The sequence below is a fragment of the Aeromonas media genome, assembly GCF_020423125.1.
Taxonomy (GTDB): domain Bacteria; phylum Pseudomonadota; class Gammaproteobacteria; order Enterobacterales; family Aeromonadaceae; genus Aeromonas; species Aeromonas media.
In genome coordinates this window covers 3,996,170-4,022,500 of the sequence record NZ_CP075564.1, presented here as the reverse complement: position 1 = coordinate 4,022,500, position 26,331 = coordinate 3,996,170, and the positions used below count along the sequence as shown (strand labels likewise).

Annotated in this window: 28 protein-coding genes, 2 rRNA genes and 1 pseudogene (1 of these 31 running past the window's edge); 19 read left to right on the top strand and 12 right to left on the bottom strand. The window is 58.9% G+C overall.

Annotated elements, in window-relative coordinates:
- From KI797_RS18615 to KI797_RS18600, 4 genes are all read left to right on the top strand, one after another.
- Positions 1-987 (top strand): 23S ribosomal RNA (locus tag KI797_RS18615); it begins 1,903 nt to the left of the window's first position.
- Between the two features lie 124 nt (positions 988-1,111).
- Positions 1,112-1,226: ribosomal RNA gene (rrf, locus tag KI797_RS18610) — 5S ribosomal RNA — on the top strand.
- A gap of 385 nt (positions 1,227-1,611) precedes the next feature.
- On the top strand, positions 1,612-1,929 hold the full coding sequence (tmaR, locus tag KI797_RS18605) for a PTS system regulator TmaR (RefSeq protein WP_025328544.1): 318 nt from the start codon (positions 1,612-1,614) through the stop codon (positions 1,927-1,929).
- A 214-nt stretch (positions 1,930-2,143) separates the two neighbouring features.
- On the top strand, positions 2,144-5,227 hold the full coding sequence (locus tag KI797_RS18600; RefSeq protein WP_226170539.1) for a transglycosylase domain-containing protein: 3,084 nt from the start codon (positions 2,144-2,146) through the stop codon (positions 5,225-5,227).
- Between the two features lie 67 nt (positions 5,228-5,294).
- Here the strand turns inward: KI797_RS18600 and yjgA are convergent, their stop codons facing one another.
- Positions 5,295-5,819 carry a ribosome biogenesis factor YjgA gene (yjgA, locus tag KI797_RS18595; protein ID WP_005331314.1) on the bottom strand — a complete coding sequence of 175 codons (525 nt, stop codon included), beginning with the start codon at positions 5,817-5,819 and terminating at the stop codon, positions 5,295-5,297.
- Positions 5,820-5,930: 111 nt separating this feature from the next.
- On the opposite strand from yjgA, the gene pmbA reads away from it, so the two are divergent.
- Positions 5,931-7,274: a metalloprotease PmbA gene (pmbA, locus tag KI797_RS18590; RefSeq protein ID WP_226170536.1), complete on the top strand. Its 1,344-nt coding sequence runs from the start codon at positions 5,931-5,933 to the stop codon at positions 7,272-7,274.
- Between the two features lie 80 nt (positions 7,275-7,354).
- Here the strand turns inward: pmbA and murA are convergent, their stop codons facing one another.
- Genes murA through mlaF form a run of 7 tightly spaced genes read right to left on the bottom strand, consistent with a single transcriptional unit; the run spans position 7,355 to position 11,879 of the window.
- A complete protein-coding gene (gene murA, locus KI797_RS18585; protein WP_005331316.1) occupies positions 7,355-8,611 on the bottom strand; it encodes a UDP-N-acetylglucosamine 1-carboxyvinyltransferase in 1,257 nt (418 codons plus the stop codon).
- Positions 8,612-8,627: 16 nt separating this feature from the next.
- A complete protein-coding gene (gene ibaG, locus KI797_RS18580) occupies positions 8,628-8,885 on the bottom strand; it encodes a BolA family iron metabolism protein IbaG (RefSeq protein ID WP_005306001.1) in 258 nt (85 codons plus the stop codon).
- Entirely contained in the window at positions 8,885-9,157 is a 273-nt protein-coding gene (locus KI797_RS18575; protein ID WP_161507589.1) for an STAS domain-containing protein, read from the bottom strand. Before KI797_RS18575 ends, ibaG begins: the two co-directional genes overlap by 1 nt.
- Entirely contained in the window at positions 9,154-9,789 is a 636-nt protein-coding gene (gene mlaC, locus KI797_RS18570; RefSeq protein WP_025328538.1) for a phospholipid-binding protein MlaC, read from the bottom strand. The genes KI797_RS18575 and mlaC overlap by 4 nt, the downstream gene beginning before the upstream one ends.
- A gap of 2 nt (positions 9,790-9,791) precedes the next feature.
- Entirely contained in the window at positions 9,792-10,292 is a 501-nt protein-coding gene (gene mlaD, locus KI797_RS18565) for an outer membrane lipid asymmetry maintenance protein MlaD (protein WP_043133348.1), read from the bottom strand.
- Between the two features lie 7 nt (positions 10,293-10,299).
- Complete coding sequence (gene mlaE, locus KI797_RS18560) at positions 10,300-11,079, bottom strand: lipid asymmetry maintenance ABC transporter permease subunit MlaE (RefSeq protein WP_041204877.1); 780 nt, start codon at positions 11,077-11,079, stop codon at positions 10,300-10,302.
- Complete coding sequence (gene mlaF, locus KI797_RS18555; protein WP_005331323.1) at positions 11,079-11,879, bottom strand: phospholipid ABC transporter ATP-binding protein MlaF; 801 nt, start codon at positions 11,877-11,879, stop codon at positions 11,079-11,081. The genes mlaE and mlaF overlap by 1 nt, the downstream gene beginning before the upstream one ends.
- 206 nt (positions 11,880-12,085) lie before the next feature.
- Here mlaF and KI797_RS18550 point away from each other — a divergent pair, with 206 nt between their 5' ends.
- The 10 genes from KI797_RS18550 (at position 12,086) to npr (ending at position 18,897) form a co-directional block, all read left to right on the top strand.
- On the top strand, positions 12,086-13,081 hold the full coding sequence (locus KI797_RS18550) for a KpsF/GutQ family sugar-phosphate isomerase (RefSeq protein WP_041204878.1): 996 nt from the start codon (positions 12,086-12,088) through the stop codon (positions 13,079-13,081).
- Entirely contained in the window at positions 13,081-13,635 is a 555-nt protein-coding gene (kdsC, locus tag KI797_RS18545; RefSeq protein WP_005331333.1) for a 3-deoxy-manno-octulosonate-8-phosphatase KdsC, read from the top strand. The genes KI797_RS18550 and kdsC overlap by 1 nt, the downstream gene beginning before the upstream one ends.
- Positions 13,632-14,192 (top strand): LPS export ABC transporter periplasmic protein LptC, encoded by a 561-nt coding sequence (gene lptC, locus KI797_RS18540; protein WP_226170534.1) that lies wholly within the window; start codon positions 13,632-13,634, stop codon positions 14,190-14,192. Before kdsC ends, lptC begins: the two co-directional genes overlap by 4 nt.
- Positions 14,179-14,697: a lipopolysaccharide transport periplasmic protein LptA gene (gene lptA, locus KI797_RS18535; RefSeq protein ID WP_041204879.1), complete on the top strand. Its 519-nt coding sequence runs from the start codon at positions 14,179-14,181 to the stop codon at positions 14,695-14,697. Before lptC ends, lptA begins: the two co-directional genes overlap by 14 nt.
- 12 nt (positions 14,698-14,709) lie before the next feature.
- Positions 14,710-15,435, top strand: a complete 726-nt coding sequence (gene lptB / locus KI797_RS18530; protein ID WP_010675872.1) for an LPS export ABC transporter ATP-binding protein — start codon at positions 14,710-14,712, stop codon at positions 15,433-15,435.
- Between the two features lie 65 nt (positions 15,436-15,500).
- Positions 15,501-16,940: an RNA polymerase factor sigma-54 gene (locus tag KI797_RS18525; protein ID WP_041204880.1), complete on the top strand. Its 1,440-nt coding sequence runs from the start codon at positions 15,501-15,503 to the stop codon at positions 16,938-16,940.
- A gap of 20 nt (positions 16,941-16,960) precedes the next feature.
- Positions 16,961-17,248 (top strand): ribosome hibernation promoting factor, encoded by a 288-nt coding sequence (hpf, locus tag KI797_RS18520; RefSeq protein WP_005305957.1) that lies wholly within the window; start codon positions 16,961-16,963, stop codon positions 17,246-17,248.
- Between the two features lie 2 nt (positions 17,249-17,250).
- On the top strand, positions 17,251-17,697 hold the full coding sequence (gene ptsN / locus KI797_RS18515) for a PTS IIA-like nitrogen regulatory protein PtsN (RefSeq protein ID WP_005331355.1): 447 nt from the start codon (positions 17,251-17,253) through the stop codon (positions 17,695-17,697).
- Between the two features lie 40 nt (positions 17,698-17,737).
- Positions 17,738-18,604 carry an RNase adapter RapZ gene (rapZ, locus tag KI797_RS18510; RefSeq protein WP_139438909.1) on the top strand — a complete coding sequence of 289 codons (867 nt, stop codon included), beginning with the start codon at positions 17,738-17,740 and terminating at the stop codon, positions 18,602-18,604.
- A 20-nt stretch (positions 18,605-18,624) separates the two neighbouring features.
- Positions 18,625-18,897 carry a PTS phosphocarrier protein NPr gene (gene npr / locus KI797_RS18505; protein ID WP_005331359.1) on the top strand — a complete coding sequence of 91 codons (273 nt, stop codon included), beginning with the start codon at positions 18,625-18,627 and terminating at the stop codon, positions 18,895-18,897.
- Positions 18,898-18,915: 18 nt separating this feature from the next.
- On the opposite strand, the pseudogene KI797_RS18500 reads toward npr, so the two are convergent.
- The 4 genes and pseudogenes from KI797_RS18500 to KI797_RS18485 form a co-directional block, all read right to left on the bottom strand.
- Positions 18,916-19,966 (bottom strand): annotated as a pseudogene (locus tag KI797_RS18500) (PTS sugar transporter subunit IIA); the annotation flags it as partial.
- Between the two features lie 102 nt (positions 19,967-20,068).
- Positions 20,069-21,190 carry an outer membrane-stress sensor serine endopeptidase DegS gene (degS, locus tag KI797_RS18495; RefSeq protein WP_041204883.1) on the bottom strand — a complete coding sequence of 374 codons (1,122 nt, stop codon included), beginning with the start codon at positions 21,188-21,190 and terminating at the stop codon, positions 20,069-20,071.
- 89 nt (positions 21,191-21,279) lie between these two features.
- Positions 21,280-22,641: a Do family serine endopeptidase gene (locus KI797_RS18490; RefSeq protein WP_226170532.1), complete on the bottom strand. Its 1,362-nt coding sequence runs from the start codon at positions 22,639-22,641 to the stop codon at positions 21,280-21,282.
- Between the two features lie 81 nt (positions 22,642-22,722).
- Positions 22,723-23,103: a YhcB family protein gene (locus KI797_RS18485; protein ID WP_042649047.1), complete on the bottom strand. Its 381-nt coding sequence runs from the start codon at positions 23,101-23,103 to the stop codon at positions 22,723-22,725.
- A gap of 139 nt (positions 23,104-23,242) precedes the next feature.
- Between KI797_RS18485 and zapE the strand changes: the two genes are divergently transcribed.
- The 4 genes from zapE to petA all read left to right on the top strand — a co-directional run bounded on the left by zapE (position 23,243) and on the right by petA (position 26,330).
- Complete coding sequence (zapE, locus tag KI797_RS18480; protein ID WP_226170530.1) at positions 23,243-24,337, top strand: cell division protein ZapE; 1,095 nt, start codon at positions 23,243-23,245, stop codon at positions 24,335-24,337.
- A 266-nt stretch (positions 24,338-24,603) separates the two neighbouring features.
- Entirely contained in the window at positions 24,604-25,032 is a 429-nt protein-coding gene (gene rplM, locus KI797_RS18475) for a 50S ribosomal protein L13 (RefSeq protein WP_005336289.1), read from the top strand.
- A 14-nt stretch (positions 25,033-25,046) separates the two neighbouring features.
- Entirely contained in the window at positions 25,047-25,439 is a 393-nt protein-coding gene (gene rpsI, locus KI797_RS18470; RefSeq protein WP_005331372.1) for a 30S ribosomal protein S9, read from the top strand.
- Positions 25,440-25,739: 300 nt separating this feature from the next.
- Positions 25,740-26,330 (top strand): ubiquinol-cytochrome c reductase iron-sulfur subunit, encoded by a 591-nt coding sequence (gene petA / locus KI797_RS18465; protein WP_025328515.1) that lies wholly within the window; start codon positions 25,740-25,742, stop codon positions 26,328-26,330.
- Position 26,331: the final 1 nt, after the last annotated feature.

Genomic DNA, 26,331 nt, shown 5'->3' with positions numbered 1-26,331 from the left:
ACGGTCCTAAGGTAGCGAAATTCCTTGTCGGGTAAGTTCCGACCTGCACGAATGGTGTAACCATGGCCATGCTGTCTCCACCCGAGACTCAGTGAAATCGAATTCGCCGTGAAGATGCGGTGTACCCGCGGCTAGACGGAAAGACCCCGTGAACCTTTACTACAGCTTGGCACTGAACATTGAACCTACATGTGTAGGATAGGTGGGAGGCTTTGAAGGCGTGACGCCAGTTGCGCTGGAGCCGTCCTTGAAATACCACCCTTGTATGTTTGATGTTCTAACGCAGGGCCCTGAATCGGGCTCGCGGACAGTGCCTGGTGGGTAGTTTGACTGGGGCGGTCTCCTCCCAAAGAGTAACGGAGGAGCACGAAGGTTGGCTAATCCTGGTCGGACATCAGGAGGTTAGTGCAATGGCATAAGCCAGCTTAACTGCGAGACGGACAGGTCGAGCAGGTACGAAAGTAGGTCATAGTGATCCGGTGGTTCTGAATGGAAGGGCCATCGCTCAACGGATAAAAGGTACTCCGGGGATAACAGGCTGATACCGCCCAAGAGTTCATATCGACGGCGGTGTTTGGCACCTCGATGTCGGCTCATCACATCCTGGGGCTGAAGTCGGTCCCAAGGGTATGGCTGTTCGCCATTTAAAGTGGTACGCGAGCTGGGTTCAGAACGTCGTGAGACAGTTCGGTCCCTATCTGCCGTGGGCGTTGGATGATTGAAGGGAGTTGCTCCTAGTACGAGAGGACCGGAGTGAACGAACCTCTGGTGTTCGGGTTGTCACGCCAGTGGCACTGCCCGGTAGCTAAGTTCGGAATCGATAACCGCTGAAAGCATCTAAGCGGGAAGCGAGCCCTGAGATGAGTCATCCCTGACCCCTTGAGGGTCCTAAAGGGCCGTTGGAGACCACAACGTTGATAGGTGGGGTGTGTAAGCGCGGCGACGTGTTGAGCTAACCCATACTAATTACCCGTGAGGCTTAACCATACAACACCCAAGAAGTGTTTCTGGCCTTGTAGCAAGTGCGAGACTACTACCTAATTCAGTGATAGCGACCAGGCAATAGCCAATCAGTCGTTACTCACGTCAGCTTTCCAGATGAAGTTTTTTGCCTGGCGGCCATAGCGCCGTGGAACCACCTGATCCCATGCCGAACTCAGAAGTGAAACGCGGTAGCGCCGATGGTAGTGTGGCATTCGCCATGCGAGAGTAGGACACTGCCAGGCACCCAATATAAAAAACCCCGCTCACTGAGCGGGGTTTTTTATTGTCTGACGTTTCCCCAAAACCAGCCACTGCCTGCCGAGATCGCGTCTGCTTATTCCTTGCGTTCACCCGTTTTGTCACCTGTTGGTGCTCATGGGTTCCGGCACCGGAGGCTTTGTCTGCTGCCGCGCCTGGCTCTGCACTCTCACCGGTTTTCCATTTGATTCCTCACGCGGCGCTATCCTGCTGAAACCCGGCGCTGGGTCTGCAATTGGGGTTGTATCTGCATCATAACTCGGTAGAGTAAGGGGCATTCCGGGTTTACCCATACCATGCCTTTACTTCTTTATCTGGTATGAGAGTACCCAGACCTGTTTTCATTCACCTTCAGTCAGTGGTACCGATATGGAACAAGTAAACAAGTCTACTTTCAGCGATGTGTTGGAATATGTGCGTATGTCTCGTCGTCAGAACAAGCTCAAGCGTGAAATCGCGGACAACGAGAAGAAGATCCGTGACAACCAGAAGCGGGTGTTGCTGCTCGACAACCTGAGCGACTATATCAAGCCAGGCATGAGCATCGACGAAGTGCAGGCCATCATCGCCAACATGCGCACCGATTACGAAGAGCGTGTTGATGATCACATTATCAAGAATGCCGAGCTTTCCAAGGAGCGCAAGGAGCTGAGCACCAAGCTGAAGGGCATGAGTACCAGCAAATAAGCTCACACCGCCATTCCCGAACACCGGCTTACAGCCGGTGTTTCATTTCCACTCGGCAGCTCGGATCTCTCGCCGCACTGCAACAATCGGCTCCCATTTTTACAATCGCCCTGTTAACATCGCTGCAAAGCGGTCAATAGTTTTCAAGCCCTTGACTTGAAACGACTAAGCTTGATTGAAAGACAATAAATTGCGCAACCATGGTGGGGCTGATATGGGCGCATCAAAACAGACGGATTCGAACAAAGTGGCATCTCAGGATTCATCCGTACCGCATGCGGACGGGCAATATCAGCGCAAGCGTCGCCCCTGGTGGCGCTGGTTGTTCTGTTTCATCTTTTTGCTTTGCCTGGCTGCCGTGATCGCCCTGGTTGGTTATGAAATGAAGACCTCCCGATTGCAGTCGCAGGAGATCTCCCGTTATGCCGCCAAGCTGACTTATGAGCTGGAACCGGGTCCCAGCAAGCAAATCACCTTCCCGGATGATGGCCCCTTCGACAAGCGACTCGGTTATGTGCTGATGCCCATGATCCAGGAGCGCCTCATCCAGCGTGGTTATCAGGTGAGCGAGCAGGTGCGTTTTTCCGATGCACTTTACAACTACGCCAGCCATGGTTTCTTCGTCCCCTATACCGAGAAGGTGCAGGCGGGGCTGACGCTGCACGACTGCCGTGCAGAGCCTTTCTATCAATACAAGTACCCGACCCATTACTACCCTGATTTCAACTCTATTCCCCCCTTGGTCATCCAGTCCCTGCTATTTATCGAGAACAGGGAGCTGTTGAGCAACGAGCAGCCGCTCGCCAACCCGGCGGTAGACTGGCCCCGTTTTGCCAAGGCGGCGCTGTCCCAGGTGGGCAAGGCGCTGGACATGCAGGACCAATCCGCCGGTGGCAGTACGCTGGCGACCCAGGTGGAGAAGTATCGGCACTCCCCTGATGGTCTGACCCTGTCCCCCACCGAGAAGATCCGCCAGATGGCCTCGGCCAGTGTGCGGGCCTATCGATTGGGGCCAAAAACCCTGGAAGCACGCAAACTGGTGGCCTGGGCTTACCTCAACTCGGTGCCGCTCTCCGCCGCCCCGGGTTATGGGGAGGTGCACGGCCTGGGAGATGGTCTCTGGGTCTGGTTCGGTGCCGATGTGGACGAGGTGAATCGCCTGCTGGATCCCGCGCGTAATCAGGACGACACTCTGGCCGAGCAGGGGCTGGCGCTGCGCCAGGTGGTCTCCCTGATGATTGCCCACCGTCGCCCCTCCTACTATCTGGCCCAGGGGCGTGAGGCGTTGTCGACCCTGACAGACAGCTACCTGCGCCTGTTCGTGCAGGAGGGCATGATCACGCCTCCCTTGATGGAGTCGGCACTCAAGGCCAAGCTTGCGTTCCGCGACTTCCTGCAGGCGCCGGCGATCACCCGGGTCAATAACAACAAGGGGTTGCAGGTGGCGCGCACCCGCCTCAGTCGCCAGCTCGGTGTTCAGCTCTATGATCTGGACCGCATGGATCTGACGGCGGACACGACTCTCAACATGCCGCTGCAAAATGACGTCTCCCGTTATCTGCAGCAGTTGGCGGACCCCACATTTGCCGCCCAGGTCGGGCTGTTTGGTGAGCGCCTGCTCTCGCCGGAGAAGACGGGGGACGTGAAATACAGCTTCACCCTGTTCGAGAAGACGCCGGAAGGGGTCAAGGTGCGGGTGCAGACCGACAACACGGATCAGCCGTTCGACATCAATGAGGGCAGCAAGCTGGAGCTGGGCTCAACCGCCAAGCTGCGGGTGCTGACCACCTATCTGGAGATAGTGACCGAGCTGCATGACAGCTACGGGAACATGCCGGCCGAGAGCCTGCGCAAGATAGAGGTCTCCGATCAGGACAACATCAGCCGTTGGGCCATCGCCTACCTGATGAGTGCCAAGGACAAGAGCCTGCCCGTGATGCTGGAGGCTGCGCTGGATCGCAAATACTCCGCCAGCCCCTACGAGGGCTTCTTCACCGGTGGTGGCATGCACACCTTCAACAACTTCCGCAAGGAAGACAATGGCCGCATTCCGCCGATCCGCGACGCCTTGCGTGAATCCATCAACCTGCCCTTCGTACGGCTGATGCGGGACATAGTGCGCTACAGCCTCTACAAGGAAGGCAACCGTGCCCAGTTGCTCAAGGATGACAAGGATCCCCGTCGTACCGAGTATCTGGCCAAGTTTGCCGACAAGGAGGGGCAGACCTATCTGCTGCGCTTCTGGCGTAAATATCGCGGCAAGACCACGGATGAGCAGCTCGATACCTTCCTCGATGGCCTCAAGCCCAGCGCGGTGCGCCTCGCGGCCGTGCATCGCTACCTGATGCCGGAAGCGTCACAGGCCGACTTTGCAGCCTTCCTGGCGAAGCGCCTGCCACGGGACAAGCTGAGCGACAAGCGAGTCGAGCAGCTCTATACCAGTTATGGTCCTGGTAAGTATTCACTGCCGGATCAAGGCTATATCGCCCGTGTTCACCCGCTGGAGCTGTGGTTGCTCTCCTATCTTAGGGAGTTTGACAAGGCCACCTTTGCCGATGCGGTTGCGGCCAGCCGGGATGAGCGTCAGGAGGTCTACAGCTGGCTGTTCAAGACGCGCCATCGCAGTGCCCGGGATAGCCGGATCCGCACCATGTTGGAGGTCGAGGCCTTCCTCGACATCCATCAGCGCTGGGCGCGTTTGGGCTATCCGTTTGATCACCTGGTTCCCTCCCTGGCGACCGCACTGGGCAGCTCGGGAGACAGGCCTGCTGCCTTGGCGGAATTGATGGGGATCATCCAGAACGGCGGCATGCGTGCACCGACCCTGCGGATCGAGCATCTCTCCTTCGCAAAGGACACGCCCTTCGCCACCGTGTTCGAACCGGCCAACACCCAGGGTGTTCGGGTGATGCCTGCCGAGGTGGCCAACGCCCTGCGCAATGCCTTGTCCAAGGTGGTTGAGGGGGGAACAGCGCGGCGCATCGCCGGTGCCTTTGCCTTGCAGGATGGCACTGTGCTGTCGTTGGGGGGCAAGACGGGGACGGGGGACAACAGGATCGAGACGGTCGGCCGCTACGGCAATGTCACCAGCTCACTGGCGCGTAACCGGACCGCGACCTTTGTCTTCTACATAGGGGATGATCACTTCGGTACCCTGACGGCCTATGTGCCCGGCAGCCAGTCCGACAAGTTCCGCTTCACCTCGGCACTGCCGGTACAGGTTCTCAAGGGGATGGCGCCCTTGCTGGTGCCTTATCTGCAACCGGGTACTCACACCCAGTGTTTGCCGGGTAGCTGACGGCGCATAAAAAAACGGGGCCAGATTGGCCCCGTTTTTGTTTCTGTCAGCCACAGGCCGTCATGGCTTACAGCTGGTCTTCGATCTCGCCGCGCAGGTATTGGTACATCTCGCGATAGGCCACCGGCGGCTTGTTCAGCTCCCGCTCTTTGTTGGCGGTGCGGATCAGCTGGCGCAGTTTCTGGCGATCCAGCTCGTGGAACTGGGACATCAGTTCGTTGAGGGCGCTGTCTCCCTCGGTGATCAGGCGCTCACGCCACTGCTCCAGCCGGTGCAGGCGGGCATTCACGGTGGAGTGACGCATCTTGATGATGGAGAGGGCTTCCTCGATCTGCTCTATATCCCGGCTGCGCATCAGGCGGCCGATGAACTGCAGGTGGCGGCGGAAGGACTCGTCCTTCTTGGGCTTGAGCTTGCGGCCCAGCTCGACGGCTTCGGCCAACTCTTCATCCAGCGGGATCCGTTCCAGCTCGCTGTGGCTCAGGGAGACGATCTCGGCCCCCAGTTTCTGTAGTGCCTCGGCGTCGCGCTTGAGCTGGCTCTTGCTGGGACCCCAATCGTCCAATTCGTTGTCGTCTTGATACTGACTCATCGGTCTCTGATTCCTGTCATTCGCGTTGGGGGATATGTTACCAGCTTCTCCCGCTGGGCGCAGGGGTCTGATATGCTTAGCCCCTTTCCTTCCTTCATACAGATGTGAGTTATGGACCAGCAAGATCAAATTCGCCAGGATCAAGCCCATCTCGAGGCGGTGGTCGCCGAGGCCCTGGAGATAGCCAAGGGGCTGGGCGCCGGGCTTGCGGAAGTCTCCATCAGCAAGCAGACCGGGCTGTCGGTGAATACCCGGGGCTGTGAGCTGGAAAGCATCGAGTTCAACAAGGATGGAGCGCTCGGCATCACCGTCTATCGCAATGGCTGCAAGGGATCCTCCTCGACCACGGATCTCGGCAAGTCTGCCATTCGTGCCGCCGTCGAAGCAGCCATGGAGATTGCCCGCCACACCTCCCCCGATGAGTATGCCGGTCTGGCGGATGCCGAACTGCTGGCCTGGGATGCCCCGGATCTGCAACTCTGTCACTCCATTGAACTGGATCCCCAGCGTGGCATCGAGTTGGCCATCGAGTGCGAGCGGCTTGCCCTGGGGCGTGATGCCCGCATCAAGCACTCCGATGGCGCCAGCTTTTCAAGCCATCTGGGGGTCAAGGTCTATGGCAACAGCCATGGCTTCGTCAAAGGCTATGCAGCGTCGCGCAACTCTCTGAGCTGCGTGCTGATTGGCGAGCAGGATGGCGACATGCAGCGGGACTATGGCTACTCCTCCAGCCGCGCCCTCTCCGGCCTCTGGAGCCCGCAGCGCATCGCCGACGAGGCGGTGGAGCGCACCGTCTCCCGTCTGGGGGCCCGCAAGATCAGCACCCGCCACGCCCCCGTGCTGTTTCACCCCGACACTGCCGCCGGCCTGTGGGGTCATCTGGTGATGGCCATCAGCGGCGGCAACCTCTATCGCAAGTCGAGCTTCCTGTTGGACAAGCTGGGCAAACAGATCCTGCCCGAGTGGCTCAGCATTCAGGAGTTCCCCCACCTGCTGGGGGGGCTCGCCAGTACCCCGTTCGACGGTGAAGGGGTACGCACCCGCGACATGGACATAGTGCGCAATGGCGAGCTGATGAGCTGGCTGCTTACCTCCTACTCGGCGCGCAAGCTGGGGCTGACCACCACAGGCCACGCCGGTGGCATCCATAACTGGCAGGTCTCCAATACCGGCCAGGACTTCCAGGGCATGCTCAAGGAGATGGGCACAGGCCTGCTGGTGACCGAGCTGATGGGGCAGGGGGTCAATATCGTCAATGGTGACTACTCCCGCGGCGCAGCCGGTTTCTGGGTGGAGAATGGCGAGATCCTCTATCCGGTTGAGGAGATCACCATAGCCGGCAACCTGGCCGACATGTTCAGCACCCTGGTGGCGGTGGGGAACGACGAGGACGAGCGCTCCAGCCTCAAGACGGGCTCTGTGCTGGTCGAGCAGATGAAGCTGGCGGGACACTGAATCGCCAGACCCCGGAAATGAAAAAGGCCCCCTCGCTTGGCGAGGGGGCCTTTTTATTGCTCATCGGCAGGGAGTGACGATCACGCCTTGATACGCTCTATGCATCCGCCCAGGCCTTGCAGCTTGTGCTCTATGTCTTCATAGCCACGGTCGATGTGATAGATGCGCTCGACCATGGTGGTGCCTTCGGCCACGAAGCCGGCGAGGACCAGGCTGGCGGAGGCGCGCAGATCGGTTGCCATCACCTGGGCACCCTTGAGTTGTTCGGTGTCGCGGCAGATGGCCACGTTGCCCTGCAGCTCGATGTCCGCGCCCATACGTACCAGCTCGGGCACGTGCATGAAGCGGTTCTCGAAGATGGTCTCGGTGACCATGCCGGTACCCTTGGCCACGGCGTTCAGTACGGTGAACTGCGCCTGCATGTCGGTCGGGAAGGCCGGGTAGGGAGCCGTCTTGATGGTGACCGGCTTGAGGGTGCGGCCCGTCATGTCGAGGGAGATCCAGTCTTCCCCCTTCTCTATGAGCGCACCGGCCTCTTCCAGCTTGACCAGTACGGCTTCCAGCAGGGAAGGGTCCGTCTTGCGGCAGGTGATCTTGCCCCCAGTGACGGCGGCGCCTACCAGGAAGGTGCCAGTCTCGATGCGATCTGGCTGGACGCTGTAGCTGCCGCCGTGCAGACGCTCGACCCCGTCGATGGTCAGGGTGTCGGTACCCGCACCCTGGATCTTGGCGCCCAGGGCGTTGAGGAAGTTCGCGAGATCGACCACTTCCGGCTCGCGGGCGGCGTTCTCGATCACGGTGCGACCGTCGGCCAGGGTGGCGGCCATCATCAGGTTCTCGGTGCCGGTGACGGAGATCATGTCCATCAGGATGTGGGCACCCTTGAGGCGACCGTCGACACGGGCCTTGATGTAGCCATCTTCGATGGCGATCTTGGCGCCCATCAGCTCGAGGCCGTGCACGTGCAGGTTGACCGGGCGGGCACCGATGGCGCAGCCGCCGGGCAGGGATACGTCAGCCGCGCCAAAACGGGCGGCCAGCGGGCCCAGCGCCAGGATGGAGGCGCGCATGGTCTTCACCAGCTCGTAGGGGGCGACGTGGTTGTTCACGGCGCCGGTCAGCACGGTCACGTTGCCGTTGACCTTGGTGCTGGCGCCCAGCATCTCCAGCAGCTTGAGGGTGGTGCCCACGTCTTTGAGGCGCGGCACGTTCGAGAGCTGGATCTCCTCGTCGCACAGCAGGGTGGCGAACAGGATCGGCAGGGCGGCGTTTTTGGCGCCGGAGATGGTCACTTCACCGGAGAGGGTGCAGGGGCCGGTGATCTTGAATTTGTCCATTTACTTAGATACCAAATCAGGAGGGCAGTAGAAATTTACGTTCGCGCTTCCATTCGGCATCGGTAAAGGCCTTGATGGAGAGGGCGTGGATGGCGTTGCTGGCGATCTTGTCCATCAGCGGGGCATAGATGGCCTGCTGCTTCTTGACCCGGCTCATGCCGTCAAACATGTCGCCGACCGCAATCACTTGATAGTGACTGCCGTCGCCTTTGACATGGACTTCGGACAATGGCAAAGCCTCAAGGAGTATCGCTTCAATTTCAGAGACTTGCATTATGCGTCCTCGGTGTTGGGCGGGATGGGTTGAAACAGACTGGCCACCCCGTAAAGGTTGGCCAGGGTATAAAAATCAGTGGAGGCGCCCACCAGTTGCGGCGCGCCTCCCCGTACCAGAGTGGCTTTGGCCCACTTGACCAGCAGGGCCAGGCCGGCGGAATCCAGGGTGGTGACCCCGCTCATATCGAGCGCATCATCTTGCCACCACTCGGATCGCCGTTGCCACAGGGCGTTGACCTGCGGCGCCTGCAGCTCCCCCTGGAGTGTCATGACTTGAGCACCAGCGGCTTGGCATTGTGCTCGCGCAACTGGGCGATCACCGCATCTATGCCGTTCTGGCGAATGAGGCCACCGAGCTCGCTCTGCTTGGCGGAGAGCAGGCTGATCCCCTCGGCGACCATGTCGAAGGCCTTCCACTCACCGGTCTTGTTGTTCTTGCGCAGTTTGAACTCGAGGAAGATGTCCGGCTTGCCGGCCTCTTTCACGCTGACGTTGACGGCGGTGATGTTGCTGTCACCGGGCGCCTTGCCCGGCTGGACCTTGACTGTCTGCTTGTCGAAATGGGCCAGGGCATCGGCATAGGAGCTCACCATGTATTCAGTAAAGACCTGGACGAAGGCATCGCGCTGGGCCGGGGTGGTCTCCTTGATCTGGTTGCCGAGCACCTTGTAGGCGGCGAAGCGATTGTCCACATAAGGGAGCAGCTCTTCGCGAATGATCACCCGCAGGTGGTCCGGGTTGCTCTTGACCTGGGACTGGTCCGCCTTCAGGCGGGCGAAGGTCTGCTGGGCAGCCTGATCCACCAGGGCATAGGGGTCGGCGGCATTGACCGCTGCCAGGGCGGAGACGGAAAACAGCATGCTGGTCATCAGGCCCAGCAGCAGGGCGATCTTCTTGAACATGGTTACTCCTTGGTTGCTGGCGTATCGGTGGCCGGGGAAGACTGGCTGTACAGGAACTTGCCAATCAGGTCTTCCAGCACGATGGCAGATTTGGTGTCTTCGATCATGTCGCCATCCTTGAGCATGCTGGTGCCCATCTCTTCATCGGTGAAGCCCGGAGCCAGGCCGACATACTGCTCGCCGAGCAGACCCGAGGTCAGGATGGAGAGCGAGCTGGTTTCTGAGAACTCGCCGGCACTCTTCTGCATCTGCAGGGAGACGACGGGAACCTGACTCTTGGCATCCAGCGTGATGTCGCTGACTCGACCGACGACGACGCCGCCGACCTTGACCGGCGAGCGTACTTTCAGGCCGCCGATATTATCGAAATGGGCGCGCAGGGTATAGGTTTCTCCTTCCGGTTTGAAACTCAATCCCGCCACTTGCAGTGCCAACGCCAGAATGGCTGCGATGCCAGCCAGCATGAAGGCACCGACCAGGAATTCTACTTTGCTGAACTTCATCTTTCCCTTATCCAAACATGACTGCGGTGAGTATAAAATCCAGACCGAGCACGGCCAGGGATGAGTGGACCACGGTACGGGTCGTCGCCTGACTGATCCCGGCCGAGGTTGGCTTGGCATCATAGCCATTGAAGAGCGCGATCCAGGTGACCACTAAGGCGAAGATCACACTCTTGATGGCCCCTTGCATGATGTCGTCCTGCCAGTCGACGGAGGCCTGCATGGCAGACCAGAAGCTGCCTTCATCCACACCCAGCCAGTCTACCCCGACCAGTTTGCCGCCAAAGATGCCGATCAGGCTGAACATGAAGGCCAGCAACGGCATGCTGATGACCCCTGCCCAGAAGCGAGGCGCCACCACTCGGCGCAGGGGGTCCACCGCCATCATCTCGAGGCTGGAGAGCTGCTCGGTCGCCTTCATCAGGCCGATCTCGGCGGTGAGGGCCGAGCCCGCACGTCCGGCAAACAGCAGGGCGGTGACCACAGGGCCCAGCTCCCGCAGCAGGGAGAGGGAGACCAGGGGCCCCAGACTCTGCTCGGCGCCGAAATCCTTCAGTACGTTGTAACCCTGCAAGGAGAGCACCATGCCGATGAAGAGGCCAGACACCAGTATGATGGCGACCGATTGTACACCCACCACATAGAGCTGCTGTATCAGCAGGGGGAAGTGTTTGCGGGGCTCGGGTTTGCCCGCCAGCGCATGAAATAGCATGATGGTGGCGCGGCCGACGGCGCTGATGAAACGTACTCCGCTTCGACCCAGCTTGCTTATCTGACTTATTAACATCACAGATCCTGTAGCAGATCACCTGCCGGAAAATGAAACGGAACAGGACCATCGGGCAATCCCTTGAGGAACTGCTCGACCTCGGGATTGTGCTCCTCACGCAGTTGCTCCGGCGTGCCCTGTGCCACCACCCTGCGGTTGGCGATGATGTAGGCGTAGTCGGCGATGCTCAGCACCTCCTTCACATCATGGGTGACGATGACGGAGGTGATGCCGAGGGCATCGTTGAGTTCCTTGATGAGCTTGACCAGCACCGCCATGGTGATGGGATCCTGGCCGACGAAGGGTTCGTCATACATGATGAGATCCGGATCCAGCGCAATGGATCTGGCCAAGGCCGCACGGCGGGCCATGCCGCCGGAGAGTTCGGACGGCATCAGTCTGGCAGCGCCGCGCAAGCCCACCGCCTGCAGCTTCATCATGACGATGGTGTGGATCAGCTCCTCCGGCAGACCGGAGTGTTCCCGCAGCGGGAAGGCAACGTTGTCGAACACCGTCATGCCGGTGAACAGGGCGCCGCTCTGAAACAGCATGCTCATCCGCTTGCGCACCTCATACAGACGGCCGCGGGAGAGGGTGGGGATGTCTTCCCCGTCAAACAGAATATGACCGGACTCAGGCTTGAGCTGGCCACCGATCAGGCGCAGCAATGTGGTCTTGCCGATCCCGCTTGGCCCCATGACGGCGGTGACTTTGCCACGGGGAATGGTCAGGTTGATCCTGTCGTACAGCAACCTATCTCCGTGACTGAAGGTCAGGTCGGAGATGGTGATCAGGTCATCGTTCAAACAAATGTCCATCCGGTATAAATGAAGAGCGAATTTTATGGGCTAGTCTAGGTCTAAGCAACAGCAAGGAACAACTATTGAGCGGGTTTGCCCCCCAAATACGCGACAGTTTTATGTAACAACTTGCATCAGTGGCAGACCGTCCCGCATCCGATTCGCTTATCTCGGCAGACTTTTTTATAATCCCGCAGCAAATTTCGGCCCGGAGCTGTGCCTTTATGTCTGTAAAGCCTGAAAAAGTGTCTGAATTGTTCGATTTCCGTCGCAGTGCCCGCGCGGTGCTGGACATAGAAAAACAAGCCATCGATGGGCTCTACCAATACCTCGATGAGACCTTCGAGCGCGCCTGCGAGATGGTGCTGTGCTGTGCCGGCAAAATAGTGGTCACCGGTATGGGCAAGTCGGGTCATGTCGGCAACAAGATTGCCGCGACCCTGGCCAGCACCGGGACACCCGCCTTCTTCCTCCACCCTGGCGAAGCCAGCCACGGAGATCTGGGGATGATCTCCGGCGGCGACCTCATCATCGCCATCTCCAACTCCGGCGAGAGCGACGAGATCCTGGCCCTGTTGCCGGTGCTCAAGCGTCGCGGCATTCCGCTCATCTGCATGACCGGCAACCCGACCTCCACCATGGCCAAGGAGGCCAACGTGCACCTGTGCATCAAGGTGGAGAAAGAGGCCTGCCCGCTGGGTCTGGCCCCGACCTCAAGCACCACGGCGACGCTGGTGATGGGGGATGCCCTGGCCGTGGCTCTGCTGGAGGCACGTGGTTTCACCGCCGATGACTTCGCGCTCTCGCACCCGGGCGGGTCGCTGGGCAAGCGGCTGTTGCTGCGGGTCGGCGATCTGATGCACCGCGGGGACCTGTTGCCCCAGGTAGGGATAGATGCCACCATCAGCCAGGCGCTGCTGGAAGTGAGCCGCAAGGGGCTGGGTATGACCGCCGTTGTTGATGCTGATGGCCGATTGGCCGGTCTGTTCACCGATGGCGACCTGCGCCGGATCCTGGATCTGCAGGTGGATATTCACCACACCCCTATCAGCCGCGTCATGACGGTCAACTGTGTTACCGTAGGGCCTGAGATGATGGCGGCCGAGGCCGTCAAACTGATGGAAACCAGAAAGATTAACGGATTGCTGGTGGTGGATGAGGCGCGGCGGCCACTTGGCGCCTTCAACATGCACGACCTACTGAAAGCCGGGGTGATTTGATGCAAGACGTACCGACCCTCTATGGTCCGGTGACGCGCAGCCAGTACGAGAAGGCGGCGCAGATCCGCCTGCTGGTGTGTGACGTGGATGGGGTGCTTTCCAATGGCTTCATCTATATGGGCAACCAGGGTGAAGAGCTGAAAACCTTCTGCACCCGCGATGGCGCTGGCATGCGTGCCCTGCTCAACGCCGGTATCGAGATTGCCATTATCACAGGGCGCAACTCCCGCATCGTCAGCGATCGGATGAGAGGCCTGGGGGTGCGGCACCTGGTACAGGGGGCGGATCAGAAGCTGCCCCACTTCGAGGCACTGCTGACCAAGCTCGGTCTGGAGGCGTCGCAAGCCGCCTACATGGGGGATGACACCATAGATCTGCCGGTGATGCAGGCCTGTGGCCTCGGCATTGCGGTGGCGGATGCCCATCCGCTGGTGCTGGCTCGTGCCGATCTGGTGACCCGCCTCGGGGGTGGGGTGGGCGCGGTACGCGAGGTGTGCGATCTCATCCTGCAGGCGCAGGGCCTGGGCGACTACCAACCCGAGGCCTCGGTATGAGCAGACAGACCCTGTTGTTCGCCCTGCTGTTCTTGGTTGCACTCGCCGCCTGGCAGCTCGGCGAGATCGAGCTGGTACCTGAGCCGACTGCCAAGGTAGAGAACTATCAACCAGACTTTACCGCCAAAAATCTGGTCACCACCCGCTTCAACGAGCAGGGCAAAAGGACCGAGCGGTTGGAGTCCGAGTATGCGGAGTATTACCAGATCCTCGAGCAGGCCACTTTCAACAAGCCGGTGGTCTACATGTTCGATGAGCAGGGAGAGGCCGAATGGAAGGTCACGGCCGAGACCGGGGTGCTCAATACCGATGACAACGTGATACTGCGCGACAAGGTACATCTGGACGGCTTGCTGCCGGCGACCTTCATCTCCACGCTGGATACCCCCTATCTGGAGCTGGATCTGGTGACCCAAGACGTAAGAAGCAACCAGCACATCAGCATAGTGGGTCAGGAATTCCAGACCGAGGGTGTTGGCCTGAAGGGCCATCTGGAACGTAAATATTTCGAATTACTGGATAAAGGCCATGCCACTTATTTCAATGAAAAACGTTAATCTGGCCCTCGCGTCCCTGCTGTTGTGCAGTGCGGTGAATGCCAAAGAGTCCGACTTTGCCGAGAAGGTCTACGTGGATGCGGTCAAGCAAGTGGCCGAGATGCAGGACAACCGCATCACCTTCAGTGATGATGTCATCATCACTCAGGGCACCATCAAGATTAAGGCCGACAAGGTGGTGGTGATCCGCTCCGGCGAGAAAGGGGCCGAGGTGATGACCGCCTATGGCAACCCCGCCACCTTCTTCCAGATCCTGGACAACGGCAAGCCGGTAAACGCCCACGGCAACAGCATTCGCTATGAGCTGAAGAACCGGCTGGTCACCATCACCGGCAACGGTCAGCTCAAGCAGGAAGACAGCCAGGTCACCGGTGACCTCATCCGCTACGACATCGTCAAACAGAAGATGATCGCCGAGAGCAAGGGACCCACCCAGCGCGTCAAGACGGTGTTCTTGCCGGATCAGGTAGAAAACTTCGACAAACCCGCCGATCAGAAGAAGTAGGAAACAGAAGCCATGGCAGTGTTAAAAGCAACGGGTTTGCAGAAGAGCTACAAGCGCCGCATGGTGGTCAGCGACGTGAGCCTGGAAGTGGGCACCGGCCAGATAGTGGGGCTGCTTGGCCCGAATGGTGCCGGCAAGACCACCTCCTTCTACATGATCGTGGGCCTGGTGCAGCGGGATGCGGGTCTCATCACCATAGATGAACAGGACATCAGCCTGCAGCCCATGCATATTCGCGCCCGCAATGGTATCGGTTACCTGCCCCAGGAAGCCTCCATCTTCCGACGCTTGTCGGTGTTCGACAACCTGATGGGGGTCATGCAGACCCGTAAGGGGTTGAGCCGCGAGGAGCGGGAGGATAAGGTCGAGCAGTTGCTGGAAGAGTTCAACATCACCCATATTCGCGACAGCCTGGGTCAGAGCCTGTCGGGAGGGGAGCGGCGCCGTGTCGAGATCGCCCGTGCGCTAGCGGCAGAGCCGCGATTCATCCTGTTGGATGAGCCCTTTGCAGGTGTTGATCCTATTTCGGTCATAGACATCAAGAAGATCATCCAGCATCTGAAGGAAAGAGGGCTGGGCGTGCTTATCACGGATCATAACGTCAGAGAGACGTTGGATGTGTGCGAGAAGGCCTACATCGTCAGCCACGGCAAGATGATTGCCGAAGGTGCACCGGCCGACATCCTCGCCGATGAGCAGGTCAAGCGCGTCTATTTGGGCGATCAATTCAGTCTATAGTAAGGGGGCACCCCTCATTTTTGTTAGGTGACCGCCTCGCTGAACATAAGGATATCCCGACGTAGATGAAGCCGACATTACAGTTGCGTCTCGGCCAGTCCCTGACCATGACGCCACAATTACAACAAGCGATTCGTCTGCTCCAGCTCTCCACCCTGGAACTCCAGCAGGAAATTCAGCAAGCGCTCGATAATAACCCCTTGCTGGAGCAGGAGGAGAATGAGGCGCACGAAACCAGTCCGATAGAACCCCAGGACGCCAGTCAACTCGACTCCAGTGACGCAATGGCACAGGACAAGATGCCGGATGAACTGCCGGTGGACACTACCTGGGATGAGGTCTATTCCGCCGGCACGGCTCAGAGCGCTGGCCCCATCCATGACGGGGAAGACAGCGTCTATCAGGGGGAAACCACCGAAAATCTGCAGGATTATCTGTTGTGGCAGATGCGACTGACGCCGTTCAGTGATCTGGATGCCGCGATTGCCCTCGCCATCATCGATGCCATCGATGAGTCTGGCTACCTGACCGTTTCTCTCGAAGATATTCAGGCTGCAGTCAGCAGTGAAGAGGTAGAAGTTGAACTGGATGAAGTGGAAGCCGTGCTCAAGCGGGTGCAGCATTTCGATCCGGTTGGCATCGCCGCTCGCTCGGTACAGGAGTGTCTGTTGATCCAGCTTGGCCAGTATTCGCCGGATCTGCCTTGGCTCAATGAGGCAAGGGAGGTGATCCGCGAGCACATGGACTTGCTCGGCAACCGTGACTACCGCACCCTGGCGCGCAAGACCCGGCTCAAGGAGAGCGACCTCAAGGAGGTACTGGATCTCATCCAGCAGCTGGAGCCCAGACCCGGTAATGGCATCATCCAGAGCGAATCGCAATACGTGATCCCGGATGTTTCCGTGGTCAAGAAGGGGGCGAAGTGGGTGGTTGAACTCAACCCGGATTCGGCGCCGCGCATTCGTGTCAACGAGGCCTATGCGGCAATGGCACGCAATGCCCGCAGCAGCACGGATACTCAGTTCATTCGTTCCCATTTGCAGGAAGCCAAGTGGTTCATCAAGAGTCTGGAGAGTCGAAACGACACCCTGCTCAAGGTGGCAAGCTGCATCGTCGAGCAGCAACAGGGTTTCTTCGAGTACGGTGAAGAGGCCATGAAGCCCATGGTACTCAACGACATCGCCGAGGCGGTGGAGATGCACGAGTCGACGATTTCACGGGTGACGACCCAGAAGTACATGCATACGCCCCGTGGCATCTTTGAACTGAAGTTTTTTTTCTCCAGTCATGTCAACACGGAGGGAGGAGGAGAGTGCTCATCGACCGCAATTCGTGCCCTTATCAAGAAGCTGGTGACGGCCGAAAACCCGGCCAAACCGCTTAGTGATAGCAAGATCGCGGATTTGCTGGCCGAACAGGGTATTATGGTGGCGAGACGCACGATCGCAAAGTACCGTGAATCCTTGTTGATCCCGCCATCCAATCAGCGCAAACGCCTGGTTTAGGCAAACAAAAGGAAGACGTTATGCAAATTAACCTGACCGGACACCATGTCGAGATTACCGAAGCTCTGCGTGATTATGTGAATAACAAATTTGCCAAACTCGAGCGTCACTTTGACCATATCAACAACGTACATGTGGTGTTGAGCGTCGAAAAACTGAACCAGATCGCCGAAGCCAAGCTGCACGTCAGCGGGGGAGAGGTGTTCGCCAATTCGCAGCATGCCGACATGTATGCGGCGATTGATACCCTGCTGGATAAACTGGATCGGCAGATCATCAAGCACAAAGATAAGTTAAATCAAAAATAACTATGCAACTTGAACACATACTGAGTCGGGACTGCACCAAGAGTGCGGTCCCTTGTACCAGCAAGAAACGCGCCCTCGAGATCATCAGTGAGCTGGCCGCTGAGCGCCTCGGCGCCTCCCGCCAGGTGCTGTTTGAAAGCCTGTTGGCGCGGGAAAAGATGGGCAGTACCGGGATCGGTGCCGGTATCGCCATTCCCCACGGCCGGATCGACGACGCCTTTGCGCCGACCGCCGTGCTGATGACCTTCTCTGAACCCATCCCTTTCGATGCTATCGACAATCAACCGGTTGACCTGCTCTTTGCATTGCTGGTGCCGGAAAGCGAGTGCAAGCAGCATCTCAAGACCCTTTCCCTGATGGCATCCAAGCTGGGTGACAAGGCCGTCTGTCGCCAGTTGCGCCAGGCGACCAGCGATGAAGAACTCTATCAGATCATGACCTCGGCCTGATGCCGGGTCTGACACAGCCACGTTGGCGTGAGGGGACAAGATGCAGTTAATAGTGGTAAGCGGTCGTTCGGGCTCCGGTAAGACGGTAGCCCTGAGGGTGCTGGAGGATCTGGGTTACTACTGCGTGGATAACCTGCCGGTCAATCTGCTGCCCCAGTTGATCGTCTCGGTGGAGAGCCAGTATGACAAGCTGGCGGTCAGCATAGATGTGCGCAACCTGCCGACCCAGCCCGACAAGCTGGACAACCTGCTGACCCAAGTGCGTAATGAGGGGCGGGTGGAATTCTCCAGCTTCTTCTTCGACGCCGACAACGGGACTCTGCTCAAGCGCTATGGCGAGAGTCGCCGGCTGCACCCCCTGTCTCGCAAGCAGCTCTCGCTGGATGAGGCGATCCGAGAGGAAACCCACCTGCTGGCGCCCCTCTCCTCGACCGCCGATCTGCGCATCGATACCACCAACCTCAGCATTCACGACCTGAGCGAGCTCATCAAGACCCGGGTGCTCGGCAAGAAAGAGAATGAGCTGGTGCTGGTGTTCGAGTCGTTCGGCTTCAAATACGGCATCCCCAAGGATGCGGACTTCGTGTTCGATGCCCGTTTCCTGCCCAATCCCCACTGGATCCCGGAGCTCAAGCCGTTTACCGGCCAGGACGAGCCTGTAGCCAACTACCTCTCGGCCCAGGCGGACGTGATGCTGTTCATCCAGCAGATAGAGAACATGCTGGTGACCTGGTTGCCCCACCTGGAGCGCAACAATCGTAGCTATGTGACCGTTGGGATCGGTTGTACCGGCGGGCAGCATCGCTCGGTGTTCATCGCCGAGCGGCTGGCCAGCACCTTCCGGCTGCTTGGCAAGAACGTGCAGATCCGCCACCGCACGCTGGACAAGCGTTCGACACAGGCTTGATAGACCCACAGGATGTTCAGATGACAGTTTCCGCCTCGGTAGAAGTCAAAAACAAGCTGGGAATCCATGCCAGACCGGCCATGATGCTGTTCGAGCTGGTGCAGGGGTTTGATGCCCATGTGCTGCTGCGCAACGAGGACGGCATCGAGGCCGATGCGGACAGTGTGATTGGTCTGCTGATGCTGGACTCCGCCCAGGGCAAGCAGGTGGAGGTGCAGGTGGAGGGCCCCGAAGAAGTGGAGGCCCTGGCCGCCGTGGTGGCGCTGTTCACCTCGGGCTTCAACGAGGAGTGAGTGGCACCTCCTTTGCCGTCATGACCCGGCGCGCGCCAGCGCCTTGAAGTCGTTAAAGTCCCGACAAGCCAGCAGATTCCTGCTGGCTTTTTCGTTCATCAGCGCCAGAAACAGATCGTAGAGCCCCATCGCTTCCTCGTAGTCCGCCTTGCTGATGGCGAGCACGAAGACGAGGGTGGCTGTCTCGCCATTGCCCCAGTCGATCCCCTGAGGGGCCAGCACTGTATATACCAAGGTGCGGCGGGCCAGCAGGCCGAGGGAGTGTGGCAGGGCTATGCCCTCTCCCAGCATGGTGGAGACGATTCGTTCCCGCTAGTGCAACGAGCTCCTGAAGCCCGGTTCTACCAGCTACTCGGACTCCAGCTGGTCACAGATGCGGCCAAACAGCTGTGCCTGGCTGAGCGGCTCGGTGACCACCATGAAGTGGTCGGTATCGAAGTACTTGTCCAGCAGGTAGAGGCGGAAGCGATCGGTCAGTACCAGCTTGCCGAACTGCTCCAGCTGGTACGGGTCGTGAAGGGGGCGGTTTGTACCAAGGGAACGTTTTTCTCGCTCACTTTGACTGTGCTGATGACGAAGTCCAGTTCGATCTGCACCAGCCCCTCGTAATCCCGTTCTTGTGGTTCGCCAGCGGGTTGTGGCTGCCTATCTGGTAGTTGACCCGCAGCATAATGGCACTGATGTGAGCCTGCAGGTCGGCACGCAACTGCGGGTCGCCGCGAAGATCATAGGAGTAGTGCTGGTGAATGCAGGTCAGCGGATGTGAACCAGTTGCTCGCTCTTGGCGGCCATGGCCGGGCCGAGCAGGGGGGATCTGCAGTGAGGCGGGTCTGGATCTAGATGACGAGGCTGGCGATCTCCTCCTGCCCCGGCGGGGCTTGGGTTGGTAACTCGACATGGATGTCGCGGACCACCACGGCCAGGATCAGGCTGATGTCATCGCTGGCAAACTGGCACAGCTCGTGGCCAGCCGCAACAGGGTGATGGCGCAGGAGATGGTGAGTTGTTGCAGGTTCTCGTCGGCGAGGCGCAACAGATGACGGCAGAGCTGATCGTGATAACCGGTGCCGCGCTGGTGGAAACTGTGAGTCATCTCACGCCAGGGAAGGGTGGCCTGAGAGGGAGACACGAAAAAGGGGCCCTGATGGCCCCTCTATTGACTCCCTTGCCGTCAGCTGGCGGGTGATGCGCTGCTGGTGGGCAGGTTCTGGTAGCGCACGTCTTCCTCTATGATGACGTCGACGTCCAGGGGCTTGCCATTGCGGATCACCGAGATGGTCAGCTTGGTGCCGGGGCGGCTCTCGACGATCTTGTCCATCACAGGGCGCACGCCGCTGATGGCCTCGCCGTTGATCTTGAGCAGCACATCCCCGCGCCTGAGGCCGGCCTTGGTGGCGGGACCATCGGGATCCAGGCTCTCTACCACCAGACCCTGCAGATCCCCGAGATTCATCATGCGCGCGACTATGGGGTTGATCTCGACGCTGGAGATGCCGAGGTAGCCGCGAATGACCCGGCCATTGGCAATCAGCTCGTCCATGATCCGCTTGGCCAGCTTGTAGGGGATGGCGAAGCTGATGCCGTAGCTCTCCTGATTGCCGTTGAGGTGATAGGCGGCGGTATTGATGCCCACCAGATCGCCACGGCCATTGACCAGGGCGCCACCTGAGTTGCCCTCGTTGATGGCGGCATCTGTCTGCAGCAGATCCTGCCGGCCGTTGCTGTCCGGCCCCATGCTGGAGAGACCGATGCGGCCGGTGGCACTGATGATGCCCTGAGTGATGGTCTGGCCGACATTGTAGGGGTTGCCAATGGCGAGCACCACGTCGCCTACGTCGGGTAGGCGCTCGGGATCCTGCGGTATCACCGGCAGGTTGTCCGACTCTATGTAGAGCACGGCGAGATCGGTCAGCTTGTCGGTGCCGACCAGCTCTGCGCTGAATACCCGGCCATCCTGCAACGCGACAATGATCTGGTCCGCATCGGCGATGACGTGGTAGTTGGTCAGCACATGGCCGCGCTGGTTCATGATGACCCCTGAGCCCAGCCCCTGTGGCCTCAGCTCTGCTTTCTCGCCGCGATTGCCGGCGAAACTGCGGGTGTAGATGTTGACGACGGCAGGGCCGGCGCGGTGGGCGGCATAGGAGAAACTCAGCTCGCGGGAATTGGTGATGAGACCTGGCAGGGGGGCGCCGCCCCGAAAACTGGGGAACAGCAGCAACAGGAGCGCAGCCACGGTGAGGCCAAAGCCGACAGACTTGCCCAAGTAACTGATCAAAGGTGGGATTTTCATGTCATTCTCGTCCGTACATGCTGCGCGCAGAGAATAACATTATCGGTGGATAAAAATCACCCGCGGCGGTTGCCGCGGGTGTGAGGGACTTAACGGATCACCAAATAGAGCGAGGAGTCGCCGCGCTGTATGTTCAGCGCCAGAACTTCCGGCTTGTTCTTCAAGGCCTTGGTCAGCTCATCCATGGAGTTGATACGCAGACGGTTGACCCCGATGATGATGTCGCCCTTCTGCAGGCCGGCGGCGGCGGCAGGGGAGCGCGGATCTATGTCAGCCACTGCTACACCTGTCACCGGATCCGAGGTGGTGCTGAGCTTGGCCCCTTCCAGTGCCGGGTGCAGGGCGCTGGCGAGGATCTCGCTGTCATCGGCCTTCTTCAGGGTGACCTTGACGGTTTGCTCCTTGCCGTCTCGGATGAGGCCGAGTGCAACCTGCTTGTCGGCGCCCATGGTGGCGATCTTGGCACGCAGTTCACCGAACGAGCGGATGGGCTTGCCATCTATGCTGATGATGATGTCGCCGGCCTTGATGCCCGCCTTGGCGGCGGCGGAGTCAGGCATGACCTGGTTGACGAAGGCACCATCCTTCTTGTTGTAGCCGAAGGACTTGGCGATATCCGTGGTCAGCTCTGTGCCTGTGATCCCCAACTGGCCACGGCGCACTTCACCGTATTTCACGATCTGCTCGGACAGGTCGCGCACCATGTTGGACGGGATGGCAAAGCCGATGCCGATGTTGCCACCGTTCGGGCCCAGGATGGCGGTGTTGATGCCGATCAGCTCCCCACGCAGATTGAGCAGCGCACCACCTGAGTTGCCCGAGTTGATGGCCGCATCGGTCTGTATGAAGTTCTCCAGGTTCTCGATATTGAGGCCACTGCGACCCAGGGCGCTGACGATACCCGAGGTAACGGTCTGACCCAGGCCGAAGGGGTTGCCGATGGCCAGGGCATAGTCACCGACCCGCAGCTCGTCAGAGTCGGCGAACTTGATCTGCACCAGGTCCTCCGCCTTGATTTGCAGCAAGGCGATGTCGGACTGCTTGTCTTCGCCTATCTTCTTGGCCGCGTATTCGCGACCGTCTTTCAGGTTGACCTTGATCTCGTCCGCCTCGTGAACCACGTGAGCGTTGGTGATCACGTAGCCCTTCTTGGCATCTATGATGACGCCGGAACCGAGCGCCTGGAACGGCTGCTCGCTCACCTGCTCATCGGGCATGTTGGGGCCGAAGAAGAAGCGGAATTGTTCCGGCAGGCGCTGGCGGGTGATCTTCTTGCCAGAGACGGAGATATTGACCACGGCAGGGGTCACCTGCTCGAGGACGGGGGCCAGGCTCGGCATCTCCTGGTTGTTGTTGCCCATCAAGGGCAGGGCGGCTTGCGCCGGTGCTGCGGACAGGGCGATACCGACACTGAGGGCTAACACACTGAATACAGAAAGAGATTTACGCATATGAGAAACAGCTCCCAGAAAAAGTTGCAATGCAATCGTCAAGGTCTGACCACGATAAGGCGTAATTAGTTCCACCAGAGGCTAACCGGGCTGCTTGAGCAGGCCGGAGGCACCAGCGTAGTCACGGGGTGGCTGGCCGGGCTCCTCGTTGGCGGACTCAGCGGTTGCTTCTTCCACCTGAGGTTCGCGGAACAGGGGCTCTTGCGCCTTGGCGAGGAACTTGCTCTGCTCGGCCATGTGGCGATAGAGGGTCTGGTATTGTTCAGCCAACTGCTCCATCAGAGCGGCGCTGTCGGCGAAGTGGGTGGTGATCTGGCCCTGGTAGCTTTCCAGCTCCTTATGAGCCTTTTTCAGCTCCTGTTCCAGGCGCCCGGCATCCCGGCTGCGGACAGTGAAGCGGCCGATCAACACGCCGATGATCAGGGCGGCTACCGCCAGCAGGATCCCGTTTAACAGAGTCATAGAAGCTCCTTGTTACAGCTAAATCGATGAGTTTGAGGCGGCCAGATTGACCGCGATGCCTCGTTGGCACTATACCGTGCACCCCGAGAGCGTGATACCATTTTGTCCCTCATTCAGGGACTTGGAGGCGGTTTACAGGATGACCCCGCAGCAAAAATACCAGCAGGATTTGCAGCGTCCCGGCTTTTTGGCCGACTCGGCCCAGGCGATGGCCGTGACCCGCTTGGAGCGACTCTATCAGGATTTGTGCGCCAGCCCGACTCCGACCAGATCCCGTGGCCTGCTGGGCTGGCTACAAAAGCCGAAAGCCCGCGAGCCCATCCTGGGTCTCTATATGTGGGGCGGAGTGGGCAGAGGCAAGACCTGGCTGATGGATACTTTTTTCGACAGCCTGCCGGGGGAGCGCAAACTGCGCGTCCACTTCCACCGTTTCATGCATCGGGTGCACGACGAACTCAAGGGACTGACCGGTCAGGCCGATCCGCTCAAACTCATCGCCAGCAAGCTCGCCAGCGAGACAGACATCATCTGCTTTGACGAGTTTTTCGTCTCCGACATCACGGATGCCATGCTGCTGGGCACCCTGTTCCAGGAGCTGTTCGGTCATGGCGTGGTGCTGGTGACCACCTCCAACATTCCACCCAAGGATCTCTATCGCAATGGGCTGCAGCGGGCCCGTTTCTTGCCGGCCATCGAATTGATCGAGCGCCACTGCGAGGTGCTCAATGTCGATGGTGGCGTCGATTACCGGTTGCGTACCCTGGAGCAGGCGGAAATCTATCACTTCCCGCTGGATCAGCAGGCCAAGACCAATCTGGACCGCTACTTTGGACAATTGACCGGGCTGGCGCAGATCACTCCCGCGACCCTGGAGGTCAGCCATCGTCAGTTGAGCGCGCTAGGCATGGGAGAAGGGGTGCTTTATATGGAGTTCGAGCAGCTCTGCTGCACCCCACGATCCCAGGGGGACTACATAGAGCTGGCCCGGGAGTTTCACACCGTGCTGCTGGCCAACGTGCACCCCATGGGCACAGGCACTGACGATGCGGCCCGCCGTTTCATCGCCATGGTGGACGAGTTCTATGAGCGGCACGTCAAACTCATTCTGTCGGCGGCGGTGCCCATGGGTGCGCTCTACAGCGATGGCCTGCTGAATTTCGAATTCAAGCGCTGTCTTTCACGGCTCCAGGAAATGCAATCGCACGAATACCTTGCCAGAGTGCACCTTCCTTAGTCACAATACCGCGCCTGCCAGTCGGATGGGCATCTGCGGCAGGTAGGGCCGGGCGACATTTGCTAGCTTCATGGCAGTGAAATTAGCAGGTGATATTTAAGGCAACTTCACTTATAATCGCCCGGCCCACGTTACAGCTGTCGATAAGACAGCAACACTTTAAGCTTTACTTGTATTCGAAGGGGTACAGGTAGGCCATCGTTTGTTGTTTGTGGGAGAGCCCCCATAAGCAATTGGGTCTGTAACAGGTAATTGGGTTTAACTTAATGAAAACTTTCGTTGCCAAGCCAGAAACCGTAAAACGTGACTGGTACATTGTGGACGCAGAGGGTAAAACTCTGGGTCGTATCGCAACCGAGATCGCTGCTCGTCTGCGTGGTAAGCACAAAGCTGAATACACTCCGCACGTTGACACCGGTGATTACATCATCGTTGTAAACGCTGAGAAGGTACACGTAACCGGTAAGAAATTTACCGACAAAATGTACCACGCTCACTCCGGTTTCCCGGGTGGTATCAAGTCCATCAGCTTTGACAAGCTGATTCAGCGCAAGCCGGAAATGGTAATCGAAGCTGCCGTCAAGGGCATGCTGCCGAAGGGTCCGCTGGGCCGTGCCATGTTCCGTAAGCTGAAAGTTTACGCAGGCGCAGAGCACGCTCATGCTGCTCAGCAACCTCAAGTACTGGATATCTAACGGGAACTGGCAACATGGCAGAAAATCAATACTACGGTACCGGCCGTCGCAAAAGCTCCACTGCTCGCGTCTTTATCAAAGCGGGTAGCGGTAAAATCATCATCAACCAGCGCTCCCTGGAGCAATACTTCGGCCGCCCGACTGCCCGCATGGTAGTTCGTCAGCCGCTGGAACTGGTTGAGATGACCGAGAAACTGGATCTGTACATCACCGTTAACGGTGGTGGCATCTCCGGTCAAGCTGGTGCGATCCGCCACGGTATCACTCGTGCTCTGATGCAGTACGACGAGACCCTGCGTTCTGAACTGCGTAAAGCTGGCTTTGTTACTCGCGATGCCCGTAAGGTTGAGCGTAAGAAAGTTGGTCTGCACAAAGCGCGTAAGCGTCCGCAGTACTCCAAGCGTTAATTCGCTTTTGGTACGCACTCTCACGAGTGTCAAAAAAGCCTGGCCATGTGCCAGGCTTTTTTTATTGGTAATATTACATACGCCAATGCTAACCATACGTCACAAAAGACAAAAATTTGTGTATTTATTGTTTTTGCCCATCGCTTCTCTTTCTTGTCAAATTGTTATCTTTTCTTTAAAATTTCCATGGTCTTTCTGTGTCAATTGCCACTCCGCCTCCGCCGCAGTTGTCAGAGGGAGAGGAGATAGGAAACGGGGACACTATAAGAATGAGCGGAGTCCACATGGGAGAGTTTTTGGATGAGCAATGCGCCAGTTGATACCGGTCGCCGCAGATTTCTTACCTGGTCAACGGTTGCCGTTGGCGGAGTAGGAGCTGCTTTTACCGCAGTGCCGTTTATAAAGTCATGGAATCCGAGTGCCAAAGCCAAAGCGGCAGGGGCACCGGTAGAGGTGGATATCAGCAAGTTGGAGCCGGGTCAGCTGATCCGCGTCGAGTGGCGCGGCAAGCCGGTCTGGGTGGTGAAGCGCACCAAGCAGACGCTGGATGCCCTGGCCACGCACGATGACAAACTGCGTGATCCCGCTTCCGATGAGCCACAACAGCCGGACTATGCCCATAACGGTTACAGATCCATCAAGCCGGAGATCTTCGTGGCGGTCGGTATCTGTACCCATCTGGGGTGCTCCCCTTCCTACCTGCCGGATAGCTTCGGTGAGCAGGTGCAAGGGGTGACCTCCGGCTTCTTCTGCCCATGCCATGGTTCCAAGTTCGACATGGCCGGTCGAGTGTTCCAGGGCGTGCCCGCACCGCTGAACCTGGTCATTCCGCCATACCAATTTCTTAGCGACACCACCATTCTGGTCGGTGCCGATGGCAAGGAGGCCTGAC